This window comes from Streptomyces sp. NPDC059092, from assembly GCF_042756365.1.
GTDB lineage: Bacteria > Actinomycetota > Actinomycetes > Streptomycetales > Streptomycetaceae > Streptomyces.
Genome location: NZ_JBHZEJ010000001.1, coordinates 219,236 through 231,640, shown reverse-complemented (window position 1 = coordinate 231,640; position 12,405 = coordinate 219,236). Strand labels below are relative to the sequence as shown.

Below are 12,405 nucleotides of genomic sequence, written 5' to 3'. Positions count from 1 at the left end.
GGACCGAGACGCCAGGGCTGGACGGGAGTGCGGCGTGCATAAGCTCAGTGTCCCATTTTCGGCGTTGTTTCGGCCCATGATGAGAGAGTCACGTTGAGCGACGTTCGGTGGGGGCGTCGGTCGTCACGTCCCGGAGACTCAAGATGTTCCGCGTCGTTCAGGCGTGGTTACGCGCCCCCGTGGCAGTCCCGGTAAGCCTTTGTCGAGCCGCACCAGCAAGCGGCGTTGCGGGAAGGCGGCCACGGGGTGGCTCGGCCTCGGGCGGCCAGGGTGGTGGCGTACAGGGGGAGCAGGGCGGGCTCGGTGGGGGAGGACTGTTCCGAGGCGGCGAAGGCTTCGTACGAGGGGACCGTGGCCGTGACGATGCCCAGGTTGGGGGTGCCCGCCGCGGCGAGGTCGCGGAGGGCGGATTCGACCTGGGACAGGTGTGCCGCGTGCGAGGGGTACTCGGCGGCGAGGGAGGGGTACGCGGCCAGGAGTTCGGTCAGTTCCCCGGCCGGCCAGTGCAGGAGTGCCACCGGGAACGGGCGGGACAGGGCGGTGCGGTAGGAGCCCAGTTCGGCGCGGAGGCGGTCGATCTCGGCCTGGAGTTCGGCCGGGTTGTCGGAGCCCAGGGCCCAGAGGCGCTTCGGGTCGTGGAGTTCGTCCAGGGAGATGGCGGCCGGGTTGACGCGGTCGGCCAGGGCGTCCCAGGAGTCGTGGTCCAGGCCGAGCAGGCGGCGGACGCGGTGGCGGCCGATGAGGAGGGACTGGGTGGGGTACGGGACCTCCTCGTCCGGGGCGAGGAGGAGTTCCAGGGCCGTGGTGAACGAGGCGTGGGCCGCTTCCAGCTCGTCGTGGGACTCCAGGGTCTCCGCCACGATCTCCCACGGCGCCGGGTCCAGCGGGGCCGCGGCGCGCAGTCCCTCGATGATCGCGCGGGCCTCCGCCTCGTGGCCGTACTCCCAGAGGTTGGCGGCCTGGAGCGCCTTCACGAGGTGCGGGTGGTCGGGGGACGCCGCGAGGACGGAGTCGTAGAGGCCGGTGGCACGGTCGCGGTCGCCGGCCAGTTCCAGATGGGCCGCCGCGCGCAGGAGCAGGGGCTCGTGGTCCTCGGGGTACCGGGCCGCGGTGCGCAGCAGGCGCTCGGCTTCCGTGGTGTGGTCGGCAGGCAGCATGTCGGGGCGCATGGTCCACACCGTACTGCCGTACCGCGCGGGGGTGGAGGGGAAGGGGGAGGGGGGAAGGGCGGGGGTGCGGGGGGCGCCGTGCCGGCCGCTCCCGCACCCGTCCCGTCCTCCTCGTTCTGGCCGGTCCGGGTCAGCCGGTCCGGTCCGTCAGAGGCGGCAACTGATCTCCATGCCGTCCTCGACGGGGAAGGACACACTCCGGTAGCCGTTCTCGGGGCCGCGTACGTAAGCGAGGTACGGCGCGAGGTCGGGCAGGTCGATGTCGTCGGCCACGACGAGCGTGCCGGGCCGCAGGTGCGGTTCGAGGAGCCGCAGTACGGGCAGGCACAGGTCCTTCCAGCCGTCCAGCAGGACGAAGTCCGGGGGGCCGTCGAGGGCGCCGAGGGTGGTGCGGGCGTCTCCCTCCAGGACGGTGATCAGGTCGTCCAGGCCGGTCTCGGCGAAGGTGCGGCGGGCCGCGGCGATCTTGTCCTCGCTGAGTTCCGTGGTGATGACGCGTCCGGTTCCGTTGTCCCGTACGGCCGCGGCCAGGTACAGCGTGGAGATTCCGTAGGACGTGCCGAACTCGACGACCGTGGCCGGGCGGACGGCCCGGACCAGGCTGTAGAGCAGTTCGCCGCCCGCGGCGGAGACCGGCATGTAGATGCCCGCCGCGGCGTCGGCCTGTTCCTGGGGGGACAGCGTCGCGAATCCGCCGGGCAGGCGGGCGGCGGTGGTCTCGTCCTGCTCGGACCGTCCGAACATCCGGCCGAGGGCCGTCTTGACGCGGGGATCGGTGAGTGTGTCGGTGTGTGTCATGGTGGCTAGAGTAGACGCGACGTTGCGTCACGTCTAGAGGGAATAGTCTGAGCGCGGGGAGGCGATGCGAGATGACACCCGCGGCACACGCCGCCGAGGCGAGCGACCACGGCGGTACAGGCGGTACGAGCAGTGCAGGCGGTACGAGCGGTACTGGCGGCACCAGCGGTACGCGTCGTACAGGAGGTACGGGCGACGCCAGTGGTACGGGCGGATCGGGGCGGCGCCACCACGGGAACCGGCACGGGCGCAGTGAGCAGGCCCGGCTGGCGGTTCTGGAGGCGGCCGACGGCCTGCTCGTAGAGAAGGGCTTCGCCGGCGTCACGATGGAGGGCATCGCCGTACGGGCCGGGGTGGCCAAGCAGACCATCTACCGCTGGTGGAGCACCAAGACCGAGATCCTCACGGACGCCTTCCTCCAGGACGCGGCCGAGGACCTGACGCCCTCCGACTCCGGCGACATCGCCCTCGACCTGCGGGACTACCTGCCCCGGCTGGCGTGGTTCCTCGGCGAGTCCGACCCCGGTGCCGTCTTCAGGGCACTGATCGCCCAGGCGCAGCACGACCCGGCGTTCGCCCAGGACTTCCGGTCCCGCTGCCTCGACGCGCAGCGCCGCCGCGACCGCCTGCCGCTGGAACGCGCCGTACACCGGGGACAGCTCCCGGCCGGCCTCGACCTGGCGGCCGAGACGGACCAGCTCGTGGGCCCCCTCTACTACCGCGTGCTGGTGACCGACGAGCCGGTCGGACGCGGATTCACCGACGGGCTCGTCGAGGCGTTCCTCCGCAGGCACGGCCTGACCCCGCCGGCCGCCCCCGCCGGCTGACCGCGCCCGGCGCCGGTACGCGCCGCCCTCCGGCGCCCGTACCGGCTCTGTCGTTCTTCTGTACGATCCGGGGCCCGCGGCCCATCGTGTATAACGAAGAGGAAGTGATGGACGGAGCGGACAGCGGAGGAGGCAGGCCCATGATCCGCAGTGCGCCGCGCCCGCTGCGTCCCGTCGCGCTCCTCATCTTCCTCCTCGCCGAGTTCGTTCTCCTCGACGCGAGCAGCCTCTCCGCCGCCGTCGCGCTCGCCGCGACCGCCACCGCCGCCGCGGGCTCCGCCCTCGTCGTCTGCGCCGTGATCACCGCGCGCTCCGTGCCCGCCCACCCGCCGCACCGGGTACGGACGGCCATCCGCGACCGCGAGCAGCGCACCGCCTTCCTGCCCCAGCGCGATCCCGACGCCTCGGGCCGCATCAGGCCCCGAGCCCCCGGCCGTTCGCTGCCGACGGCCTTCGCGTAGGGGTACGCCCCCCTCACCGTTCCCTCCCCGGGCACCCCGCGCCGGCCGCCACGTCCCGCTGCCCCGCCGCCTCGGCACCACCGGAGCCTCCGCGCCCCGATGCCGGGCCGAGCTGAGCCGCAGCGCCATTCGTCCGGCACGACGAGACCCCTCGGAGGGCTCACCTTGTCCGCGTTCATGTCCGTATTCGCCCACCTGGTCGGGCAGCTTGCCGATCTGCTCCAGCCGCTGTTCCACGCGGGCGCCGCCGCCGCGGCGATCATCCTGTTCACCGCGTGCGTACGGCTCGCGGTCCACCCCCTGTCGCGGGCCGCCGCCCGGGGCCAGAAGGCGCGTACGAAGCTGGCGCCGCAGATCGCCGAACTGCGCAAGAAGCACGGCAAGAACCCCGAGCGCATGCAGAAGGCGCTCATGGAGCTGCACACCAAGGAGAAGGTCTCGCCGCTCTCCGGCTGCCTGCCGAGCCTGGCGCAGATGCCCGCGTTCTTCCTGATGTACCACCTCTTCTCCAGCCGCGAGATCGGCGGCGAGGCCAACGAACTCCTCGGCCACTCCCTCTTCGCCGCGGCCCTCGGCGACCGCTGGACGCACGCGCTCGCGGACGGCGGTCTCCTCGGCGGCGCCGGAGTGGTGTACCTGGGGCTCTTCGCGATCGTCGCCGCCGTCGCCACCTTCAACTACCGGCGTACGAAGATCCAGATGGCGAACGCGCCCGCCCTGCCGGCGGGCCCGGACGGGCAGCAGGCCCCCGGCGCCGGGGCGATGAGCGCCATGACGAAGATGATGCCGCTGATGTCCTTCGCGACGCTCTTCACCGTCGCCGTCGTGCCGCTGGCCGCCGCGCTGTACGTCGTCACCAGTACGACCTGGACAGCGGCCGAGCGGTACTTCCTCTACCGGGACGCGCCCGCCGCGGGCGCGCTCGCCCCCGGCACCGTGATGTGAGCGCGGGCGGCCGGGCGTCCACGGACTGATCGGGGTCTTGCCCCGGCCCCCGCGTAATGGTCGGATGTATCGCAGATCCGGCCGACCAGAGGGAGACCAGGACCATGAAGCTGCTGCGTGTCGGTACGCCGGGGGCCGAGCGCCCGGCGCTGCTCGACCAGGACGGGACGACCCTCCGGGACCTGTCCGGGCTTGTCCAGGACATCGACGGGGCGCTCCTCGCCGACGGAGCCGCGCTGGAACGGATCCGGCAGGCAGCCGCCGCCGGCGAGCTGCCCGTGCTCGACGGCGCCGGGACGCGGGTCGGACCGCCGCTCGGGCGGATCGGCAAGATCGTGTGCATCGGGCTGAACTACCACGACCACGCCGCCGAGACCGGTGCCGCGATCCCCGCGGAACCGATCATCTTCTTCAAGGCGCCGGACACAGTGGTCGGACCTGACGACACGGTCCTCGTCCCCCGGGGCAGCCTGAAGACCGACTGGGAGGTCGAACTCGCCGTCGTCATCGGGCGCACCGCCCGCTATCTCGACTCGGCGGAGGACGGGCTCGCGCACGTCGGCGGGTACGCCGTCGCGCACGACGTGTCGGAGCGCGCGTTCCAGATCGAGCGCGGCGGTACGTGGGACAAGGGCAAGAACTGCGAGACGTTCAACCCGCTCGGGCCCTGGCTGGTGACCTCCGACGAGGTGGCGGACCCGCAGGCGCTGGGGCTCAGGCTCTGGGTGAACGGGGAGCTGAAGCAGGACGGGACGACCGCCGAGCAGATCTTCGGGGTCGGGGAGGTCGTGCGGTACGTCAGCCAGTTCATGACCCTGTACCCCGGCGACGTGATCAACACCGGGACCCCGGCGGGCGTGGCCATGGGCCGGCCGGAGCCGAAGCCGTATCTGCGGGCGGGCGATGTGGTGGAGCTGGAGATCGACGGGCTCGGGCGGCAGCGGCAGGAGCTGAAGGACGCCTGACGGGACCGGATCGGGACCGGGACCACAGGGTCCGGGACCGGGACCGTACGCGCAGGGTCTACGCGTACCGGGTCCTGGGCCGCACGCGGGTGCGGGTGCCGGTGGGAGCGCGGGTGCGCGCACGGGCGGAGGTGCCGGTACGCGTACGGACGCGCCGGTACCGGCACGGACGCGCCGGTACGGGCACGGGGCGCGCCGTACCCGTACGCGCGCCCGCCCCGGCCCCCGGACGCTCCTCAGCCGCGCAGCTTCTCCAGCGCCTCCACCACCAGCGCGTGGTCCTCGACCTGCGGCAGGCCCGAGACCGTCACCGTGCCGATGATGCCCGCGCCCTCCACCGTGAGGGGGAACGAGCCGCCGTGCGCCGCGTACCGGTCCGGATCCAGCCGCGAGGACTCCTCGAACGTCGTGCCCTTGGCGCGGCAGCGGGCGCCGACCAGGAGCGAGGCGGCTCCGTACCGCTCCACGACCCGGCGCTTGCGGTCGATCCACGCGTCGTTGTCCGCCGTCGAGCCGGGCAGCGCGCAGTGGAAGAGCTGCTGCGTGCCCCGGCGGATGTCGATCGCCACCGGCGCGTTCCTGGCGCGTGCCAGCTCGACCAGCAGGGTGCCGAGCGTCCAGGCCGTCTCGTGGGTGAAGCGCGTCAGCGTCAGGCGGGCTTCCTGGGCCTCCAGTTCGGCCACCGTGGGAGCGGCGGCGGAAGGGGCGGGGGCCGAAGGAGTGGTGTTCGCGGGGGTGTTCATGAGCGGGGGGCCTCCAGGGTGATCGCGGTGGACTCGCGCGCCGAGCGCACCGCCGCTTCCAGGACGTCGAGCGTCGCCGCCGCCTCGTGCGCCGTCACCGGCGGTGCGGTGCCCTCGCGCAGCGCGGTGGCGATCGCCTCGTAGTACGCCGGGTAGTCGCCCGGTTCGGTCTCCACCGGGTGGCCGCCGCCGGTCAGCGGCGAATCGCCCGCGCCGAGCCGGCCCCACAGCGACTCCGGCTCCAGACCCCAGCCGGCCGCCCGGCCACCGCCCGGCCGCCGGCCGGCGCGCAGATCGGCCTCCTGCGGGTCGAGACCGTACTTCACATAGCCCGCCTTCGAGCCCAGCACCCGGAAGCGCGGGCCGAGTTGGGCCGTGGTGGCACTGGCGTACAGATGCGAGCGGACACCGTTCGCGTGCGTGAGCGCGATGAACGTGTCGTCGTCCGTCTCGGCGCCGGGACGCCGTACGTCCGCCTCCGCGTAGACCCGTACCACCGGACCGAAGAGCACCAGCGCCTGGTCGACCACATGGCTGCCCAGGTCGTACAGCAGCCCGCCGATCTCCTCCGGGGCGCCCGACTCGCGCCAGCCGCCCTTGAGCTGGGGACGCCACCGCTCGAAGCGGGACTCGAAGCGCTGTACGTCACCGAGCCGGCCGGTGCCGAGGAGGCGCGTGAGGGTGAGGAAGTCGTTGTCCCAGCGGCGGTTCTGGAAGACGGAGAGCAGCAGCCCGCGCTCCTCGGCCAGCGCCGCCAGTCCGCGCGCCTCGGCGGCGGTGCCCGCGAGGGGCTTGTCCACGACGACCGGCAGACCGGCCTTGAGCGCCGCCGTCGCGATCGGGACGTGCGTGCGGTTGGGGGAGGCGATGACGATCAGGTCCAGCTCGTCCGCCCGCTGCCACAGCTCTTCCGGCGTCGCCGCGAACCGCACGTCAGGGAACTCGGCGCGCGCCTGCGCCCGGCGCACCTGGGCGGCGGTCACCACCGTGTCGAGGACGAGTCCTTCGGTGGCGGCGATCAGCGGGGCGTGGAAGACGGAGCCCGCGAGGCCGTAGCCCACGAGCCCGACGCGGGGAGGGGTGCCGGTACCAGTCATGCATCCACTTAAGCAACGGCGTTTCCAAAGTGCAAGGCCGGTGGACAATAGCGGGGTGAGCAGAGGAACGAAGGGGACCGGCGCGGGTACGGGCAGGGCGACGGGACGGGGAATCGGGCCGGCGACGCGGACGGTGAGGGAGCGGGTATGAGGGCGAGGGCGGGCACGGGCGGTTCCGGGGCGAATCTGCCGGTGCTGCGCGGCTACAACGCCGCGCTCGTGCTCGACCTGCTCCGTACGGCGGGCGCGGGCGGCATCAGCCGGCTGGAACTGGCCGAGCGCACCGGGCTCACCCCGCAGGCGGTCAGCAAGATCACCGCCAGGCTCCGCGCGGAAGGCCTCGCGGCGGAGGCCGGGCGCCGCGCCTCAACGGGCGGCAAGCCCAGGACCGTACTGCGGCTGGTGCCCTCGGCCGCGTACGCCGTGGGGGTGCACCTCGACCGGGACGAGCTGACGGCGGTGCTGGTGGACCTGGCCGGCGCGCCCGTCGCCGTACGGAAGGTCCCGTTCGACCTGGGAGCGGGCGCGGAACGGGTCGTCGGGACGGCGGTGGCACAGGTCGAAGCGGTACGCGCCGACGCGGTACGGGCGGGTGCGGTACGGGCCGACACGGTACGGGCGGACGCGTGCGAGGCCGGCGTGGGCGGCCCCGGGGGCGACGGTGAGCCGCTGGGTGTCGGAGTCGCGATGCCGGGGCCGCTCGACCACACCACCGGCGTACCGGGCCGGGTCACCGGCGTCCCGCGCTGGGAGGGCTTTCCGCTGCGCGACGCCCTCGCGGCCCGGCTCCGGCTGCCCGTCGTCCTCGACAAGGACACCAACGCCGCAGCACTCGGACTCGCCCTGCGCGGGCCCGGGAGCGCCGACGCAGTCGGTGGAGGCGGGGGCATCGGGGGCGGCGGGGGGTCGTTCGCGTATCTCCATCTCGGTACGGGGCTGGGCTCGGGGATCGTCCTCGACGGCGTACTGCACCGGGGCGCGCGTACCGGCGCGGGCGAGTTCGGGCACCAGGTCATCCAGCTCGACGGGCCCCGGTGCGACTGCGGCAACCGCGGCTGCGTCGAGGTGCTCTGCCTGGCAGCCGTCGCACGCGGCGACCTGGCGGAGGCGGCGCGGGTCCTCGGCGCGGGCGCGGCGAACCTCGTCGCGCTCCTCGACATCGACCGCGTCCTGCTGGGCGGCCGGACGATCGCCGCGCACGAGGAGTGCTTCGTACGGGGCGTACGCGCCGTGATCGCCGAGCGCGCCGGGGGCGTGGGGATCCCGGTGGAACCGGCCGGGGGAGGCGCGCACGCGGTCGCGGAGGGCGCGGCGCAGCTGGTGCTCGCGCCGGTCTTCGGCCGACGGCGGGGGACCGGCACGGGGGTGCCGGGGGCGGCCGGGGTGACGGAGGTGCCGGGGTCGGCCGGGGGTGCTGAGGTGACGGTGCGGCCGGCGTGACGCGGAGGTGACGGGGCAGCCGGGGCACGGGGTGACGGGGGCGGTCTTGCTGGGCCGATGAGGTGTTGTTGTGTGACTTTCCGACTTACCCGGGGGTGTGGCGCGCCCGGCGGGACCTGGCCGCATGGCAGCGTCAGGACGCCCGACCGCCCAGCGACCAGCGAAGGCCGTGTCTGCCATGCGCCCCGTGCGACCGCTCCCTCTCCTCGCCGCCGGAGCCGCCGTGGCCGCCGCGATCGTCGCACTCGTCGCGGTGCTCGTCACGCTCCCCCTGGCCTCGACCGCCGCCGACCTGGCCGCCACCGATCCGGGGCGGACCTGCGGCAGGGTGGCCGACCCCGACTTCCCGATCAGGACCGAACTGCGCGGCGGCCCCGCCGCGTACCGGGCCGGCGGCGCGGCCGGGGAGTGGTCGCTCGACCTGACCAACACCACCGGCGCGGAGTGCCGCCACCTCCACCCCGTCGTGGTCCTCTACGACCGTGACCGGGCGCTCGACGTCGCGCACGTGAAGCTGGAGATGGCCGACGACCAGGGGCGCATGCGCGCCCTGCCGCTGGAGCGGACCGACCAGGACGAGATCGTCGCCGTACCGGACGACGGGTCGCCCGGCTTCACCGTGCCGCCGCACAGGACCGTCACCGTCCGCGCCCGGCTGGCCTTCACGGCGACCGCCCGCCCGAACGAGATCTCCGCCACCGCCGCGACGGTGCAGCGCCGGGGGGACGGCGGAAACTGGGTCGGCGCGTCCAACACCTACCGCTTCGCCGTCGCCGCGCCCGGCGGCCGGGCGCGGGGCACCGCCCCCGCCGCCCCGGTCTCCGCCTCCGCGCCGCCCTCCGCCTCCGCCGCGGTGGCGCACCGTACGGCCGACTCCCCTACGCCGAGCGGCACTTCGGCGGTGGGTACTTCGGCGGCCGGGGCTTCGGCCGGTACGACAACCGGCGCTTCGAGCGGTGACGCCGCGCCGGTGCCACGCCCAGGAACCACCGAGACCGGAACCACCGAGACCGGAACCACCGGAACAGGAACCACCGGAGCAGGGACCACCGGAGCAGGGACCACCGGAGCAGGGACCACCGGAGCAGGGACCACCGGAGCCGGCCAGATGACCGGAATGACCGGGGCCCGCGGCGACCTCGTCGGCCGTATCGTCGCCGTCCTCGCCCTGCTCACCGCCGGCACCGTCCTCGCCCTCGGCGTCCGCCGCCTGCGCGACCAGCGGCCCTGACCGTCCCGGCCCCGACCGCCTCCGACCTGCGCGGGCCGCGCGCCTCACCGTCCCTACCGTCCCAGGAGCGCCCTGGTTAGGCTGGGACGCGTGGACGGCACGTATCCGGCCATCCGGCCCACAGATATTCGGCCCCGCAGAGCGGAGAACAGTCCAGTGGCAGAGCGCAAGCCGATCGAGTCCTGGCTCACCGACATGGATGGCGTCCTCATCCACGAGGGCGTTCCGATCCCCGGCGCCGCCGAGTTCATCAAGCGGCTGCGGGACTCGGGCAAGCCGTTCCTCGTCCTCACCAACAACTCGATCTACACCCCGCGCGACCTCCAGGCCCGGCTCGCCCGGATGGGGCTGGACGTGCCCGTGGAGAACATCTGGACCTCGGCGCTCGCCACCGCCAAGTTCCTGGAGGACCAGCGGCCCGGCGGTACGGCGTACGTCATCGGTGAGGCGGGACTGACCACCGCGCTGCACGACATCGGGTACATCCTCACCGACCACGAGCCGGACTACGTCGTCCTCGGCGAGACCCGTACGTACAGCTTCGAGGCCCTGACCAGGGCGATCCGGCTGATCAACGGCGGGGCGCGGTTCATCTGCACCAACCCCGACGAGACCGGCCCGTCCACCGAGGGCCCGCTGCCCGCCACCGGCGCCGTCGCCGCGCTGATCACCAAGGCCACCGGCAAGGACCCGTACTTCGCGGGCAAGCCGAACCCGCTGATGATGCGGACCGGGCTCAACGCCATCGGCGCGCACTCCGAGACCAGCGCGATGATCGGCGACCGGATGGACACCGACGTGCTGGCCGGTCTGGAGGCGGGGATGGAGACCTTCCTCGTGCTGACCGGGGTCACCACTCCGCCCGACGTCGACCGGTACCCGTTCCGCCCCTCGACGGTCGTTGACTCGATCGCCGATCTCGTCGACCGCGTCTGAGCACGTCAGAGCGGTGTACGGGGTGATGCCGCGCCGTTGAGGATGCGGAATTCCCGCGCACGGGTGAACCTGGCCAGTACCAGGAGGTTCACGATGCGTACAGCTCTGCTCGCTCTCCGTGCCACGGGTGTGGTCACCGTCCTGGTGGCCGCACCCGTCCTCGGCACCGCCACCACCGCCCAGGCCCACGACGCCGTCCGCGTCACCGTCATCCCGTCCACCGCCGCCCCCGGCGAGGAGGTGGAGATCCGCGCCGAGGGCTGCAAGAGCCACGAGGCCGTGGCCGTCTCCCGGATCTTCACCAACGACGCGAAGCTGACCCGCAGCGCCTTCGGCGAGGACTACAACCGGGACCAGGCCGAGGCGGCCAGGAACCCGGAGAAGCCCGTGCCGCTCACCGGCCACGCGCGGGTGAAGGCCTCCGCCACCGGGGGACGGTACGAGATCGACATCAGATGCGACGGGCACAGCCACGCCGACTCGGGAAGCTTCGACGTCGTCCCCAAGAGCAGGCCCGATCCGCCCCGCGACGGCAGGCCCGACCACGACCGCGGTGACCAGGGCCGCGGGGACAACGACCGCGGTGACCAGGGCCGCGGGGACGACGGCCGCCGGGACGAGGGCCGCCGGGACAACGACCGCCGGGACGAGGGCCGCTGGGACCGCGACAGGCCCGGCCACCACCGGGACCCGTGGGGCCCCGTCAGGGCCGGCGGCGGCGGTACGGCACAACTCGCCGCGGAGGCAAGGCCCGCGGGCCAGGCGGAGAAGCCCGAGTCCGCCGGAACGGTCGGCCCCGGCACCTCGCACGCCGTGATCGGCCTGGTCCTGGCCGGGGTCGCGGCGGTCGCCGTGGCCTTCAGGAGCGTACGCAGGCAGCGTACGGCGGCAGGGCGGGACTCGGACTGACATGTTTTCAGCACACCGTTCGTCAGACCGACGCCTCATAGGGCACTGCTCCCCCGGGCACTGTTCGCCCGGACACTGTTCCATGGGCCACTGCTCCTGGGGGCGCCGCTGGCACCGCGGCGCCTACGGGTACGGCTACGGGTCGGGCCGGATGCTGACCGGCGTGGCCTGGGCCGTACTCCTGCTCAGCCTGTGGATCTGGGGGCGGGACGGCCAGGTACCCGGCGCCGTCCCGGCCCCCGCCACCGGCGACGTGGCCGCGGTCGGCCGCCCGCTGGGCGTACCGCTGCCGCCGTCCCGTACGCCGCTGAACTCCACGGCCGCCGCGGGGACCCCGCGCCGGATCGAGATCCCGTCCCTCGGTATCGAGGGGCCGATCGTCGCCCGCGGCCTCGATGCCGCCGGGGCGGTCGACCCACCGCCGTACACGACACCGGACACGGTCGGCTGGTACGGCGCCGGGGCCCGGCCGGGCGCGGAGGGTGCCGCGATCCTCGTCGGCCACGTCGACACCAAGACCGAACCGGCCGTCTTCTACGGGCTCAGCTCCGCCAAGCCGGGCGGGAAGGTCCGCGTCACCCGGGCCGACGGGAAGACCGCCGAGTTCACCATCGACGACGTACAGGTCGTCGAACGGGACCGGTTCGACGCGAAGAAGGTCTACGGCTCCCACGAGAAGTCCCGCGCCGAACTGCGCCTCATCACCTGCGGCGGCACCTTCGACCGTGCGACACAGGCCTATACGGCGAACGTGGTGGTCTCGGCCTATCTGACCGGAGTGAGCTGACCGCACGGCGGTGTGCGCCACCGGCGTAACGCGCCGGACGCCGGAACCGGTATGCCAGGATTGGCGGCCCCGGACGAGGAACCGGGGAGGGGGCCCG

The 12,405-nt window shown here is 73.6% G+C and carries 13 protein-coding genes; 9 read left to right on the top strand and 4 right to left on the bottom strand.

Annotation, left to right across the window (positions count from 1 at the left end; genetic code table 11):
- Positions 1 to 167 precede the first annotated feature (167 nt).
- Both ACFXPL_RS00975 and ACFXPL_RS00970 read right to left on the bottom strand, forming a co-directional pair.
- Positions 168 to 1,169, bottom strand: a complete 1,002-nt coding sequence (locus ACFXPL_RS00975; RefSeq protein WP_384910331.1) for a tetratricopeptide repeat protein — start codon at positions 1,167 to 1,169, stop codon at positions 168 to 170.
- A gap of 147 nt (positions 1,170 to 1,316) precedes the next feature.
- Positions 1,317 to 1,967, bottom strand: a complete 651-nt coding sequence (locus tag ACFXPL_RS00970; protein WP_384910328.1) for an O-methyltransferase — start codon at positions 1,965 to 1,967, stop codon at positions 1,317 to 1,319.
- 71 nt (positions 1,968 to 2,038) lie between these two features.
- Between ACFXPL_RS00970 and ACFXPL_RS00965 the strand changes: the two genes are divergently transcribed.
- From ACFXPL_RS00965 to ACFXPL_RS00950, 4 genes are all read left to right on the top strand, one after another.
- Entirely contained in the window at positions 2,039 to 2,794 is a 756-nt protein-coding gene (locus tag ACFXPL_RS00965; RefSeq protein ID WP_384910324.1) for a TetR/AcrR family transcriptional regulator, read from the top strand.
- Positions 2,795 to 2,934: 140 nt separating this feature from the next.
- Positions 2,935 to 3,255, top strand: coding sequence for a DUF6412 domain-containing protein (locus ACFXPL_RS00960; RefSeq protein WP_384910321.1), 321 nt, complete (start codon positions 2,935 to 2,937; stop codon positions 3,253 to 3,255).
- Positions 3,256 to 3,420: 165 nt separating this feature from the next.
- The gene (locus ACFXPL_RS00955) at positions 3,421 to 4,200 is read left to right on the top strand and encodes a YidC/Oxa1 family membrane protein insertase (RefSeq protein WP_384910318.1); all 780 of its coding nucleotides are present in this window, start codon (positions 3,421 to 3,423) and stop codon (positions 4,198 to 4,200) included.
- A 104-nt stretch (positions 4,201 to 4,304) separates the two neighbouring features.
- Complete coding sequence (locus tag ACFXPL_RS00950) at positions 4,305 to 5,165, top strand: fumarylacetoacetate hydrolase family protein (protein ID WP_384910315.1); 861 nt, start codon at positions 4,305 to 4,307, stop codon at positions 5,163 to 5,165.
- A gap of 236 nt (positions 5,166 to 5,401) precedes the next feature.
- Here the strand turns inward: ACFXPL_RS00950 and ACFXPL_RS00945 are convergent, their stop codons facing one another.
- Together ACFXPL_RS00945 and ACFXPL_RS00940 are read right to left on the bottom strand one after the other, a co-directional pair.
- On the bottom strand, positions 5,402 to 5,908 hold the full coding sequence (locus ACFXPL_RS00945; protein ID WP_384910312.1) for a heme-degrading domain-containing protein: 507 nt from the start codon (positions 5,906 to 5,908) through the stop codon (positions 5,402 to 5,404).
- On the bottom strand, positions 5,905 to 7,005 hold the full coding sequence (locus ACFXPL_RS00940) for a Gfo/Idh/MocA family oxidoreductase (protein ID WP_384910308.1): 1,101 nt from the start codon (positions 7,003 to 7,005) through the stop codon (positions 5,905 to 5,907). The genes ACFXPL_RS00945 and ACFXPL_RS00940 overlap by 4 nt, the downstream gene beginning before the upstream one ends.
- Before the next feature lie 147 nt (positions 7,006 to 7,152).
- Here ACFXPL_RS00940 and ACFXPL_RS00935 point away from each other — a divergent pair, with 147 nt between their 5' ends.
- The 5 genes from ACFXPL_RS00935 to ACFXPL_RS00915 all read left to right on the top strand — a co-directional run bounded on the left by ACFXPL_RS00935 (position 7,153) and on the right by ACFXPL_RS00915 (position 12,308).
- Entirely contained in the window at positions 7,153 to 8,445 is a 1,293-nt protein-coding gene (locus ACFXPL_RS00935) for an ROK family protein (RefSeq protein ID WP_384910305.1), read from the top strand.
- A 187-nt stretch (positions 8,446 to 8,632) separates the two neighbouring features.
- Positions 8,633 to 9,676 carry a hypothetical protein gene (locus ACFXPL_RS00930; protein WP_384910302.1) on the top strand — a complete coding sequence of 348 codons (1,044 nt, stop codon included), beginning with the start codon at positions 8,633 to 8,635 and terminating at the stop codon, positions 9,674 to 9,676.
- 156 nt (positions 9,677 to 9,832) lie between these two features.
- Positions 9,833 to 10,612, top strand: coding sequence for an HAD-IIA family hydrolase (locus ACFXPL_RS00925; protein ID WP_384910299.1), 780 nt, complete (start codon positions 9,833 to 9,835; stop codon positions 10,610 to 10,612).
- 93 nt (positions 10,613 to 10,705) lie between these two features.
- On the top strand, positions 10,706 to 11,521 hold the full coding sequence (locus ACFXPL_RS00920) for a hypothetical protein (protein ID WP_384910296.1): 816 nt from the start codon (positions 10,706 to 10,708) through the stop codon (positions 11,519 to 11,521).
- 82 nt (positions 11,522 to 11,603) lie between these two features.
- Entirely contained in the window at positions 11,604 to 12,308 is a 705-nt protein-coding gene (locus tag ACFXPL_RS00915; protein ID WP_384910293.1) for a class F sortase, read from the top strand.
- Positions 12,309 to 12,405: the final 97 nt, after the last annotated feature.

Bases quoted from the DNA above. Each gene is read 5' to 3' on its own strand.
- ACFXPL_RS00975 (WP_384910331.1), bottom strand. From the start codon at position 1,169: ATGCGCCCCGACATGCTGCCTGCCGACCACACCACGGAAGCCGAGCGC.
- ACFXPL_RS00970 (WP_384910328.1), bottom strand. From the start codon at position 1,967: ATGACACACACCGACACACTCACCGATCCCCGCGTCAAGACGGCCCTC.
- ACFXPL_RS00965 (WP_384910324.1), top strand. From the start codon at position 2,039: ATGACACCCGCGGCACACGCCGCCGAGGCGAGCGACCACGGCGGTACA.
- ACFXPL_RS00960 (WP_384910321.1), top strand. From the start codon at position 2,935: ATGATCCGCAGTGCGCCGCGCCCGCTGCGTCCCGTCGCGCTCCTCATC.
- ACFXPL_RS00950 (WP_384910315.1), top strand. From the start codon at position 4,305: ATGAAGCTGCTGCGTGTCGGTACGCCGGGGGCCGAGCGCCCGGCGCTG.
- ACFXPL_RS00945 (WP_384910312.1), bottom strand. From the start codon at position 5,908: ATGAACACCCCCGCGAACACCACTCCTTCGGCCCCCGCCCCTTCCGCC.
- ACFXPL_RS00940 (WP_384910308.1), bottom strand. From the start codon at position 7,005: ATGACTGGTACCGGCACCCCTCCCCGCGTCGGGCTCGTGGGCTACGGC.
- ACFXPL_RS00935 (WP_384910305.1), top strand. From the start codon at position 7,153: ATGAGGGCGAGGGCGGGCACGGGCGGTTCCGGGGCGAATCTGCCGGTG.
- ACFXPL_RS00920 (WP_384910296.1), top strand. From the start codon at position 10,706: ATGCGTACAGCTCTGCTCGCTCTCCGTGCCACGGGTGTGGTCACCGTC.
- ACFXPL_RS00915 (WP_384910293.1), top strand. From the start codon at position 11,604: ATGGGCCACTGCTCCTGGGGGCGCCGCTGGCACCGCGGCGCCTACGGG.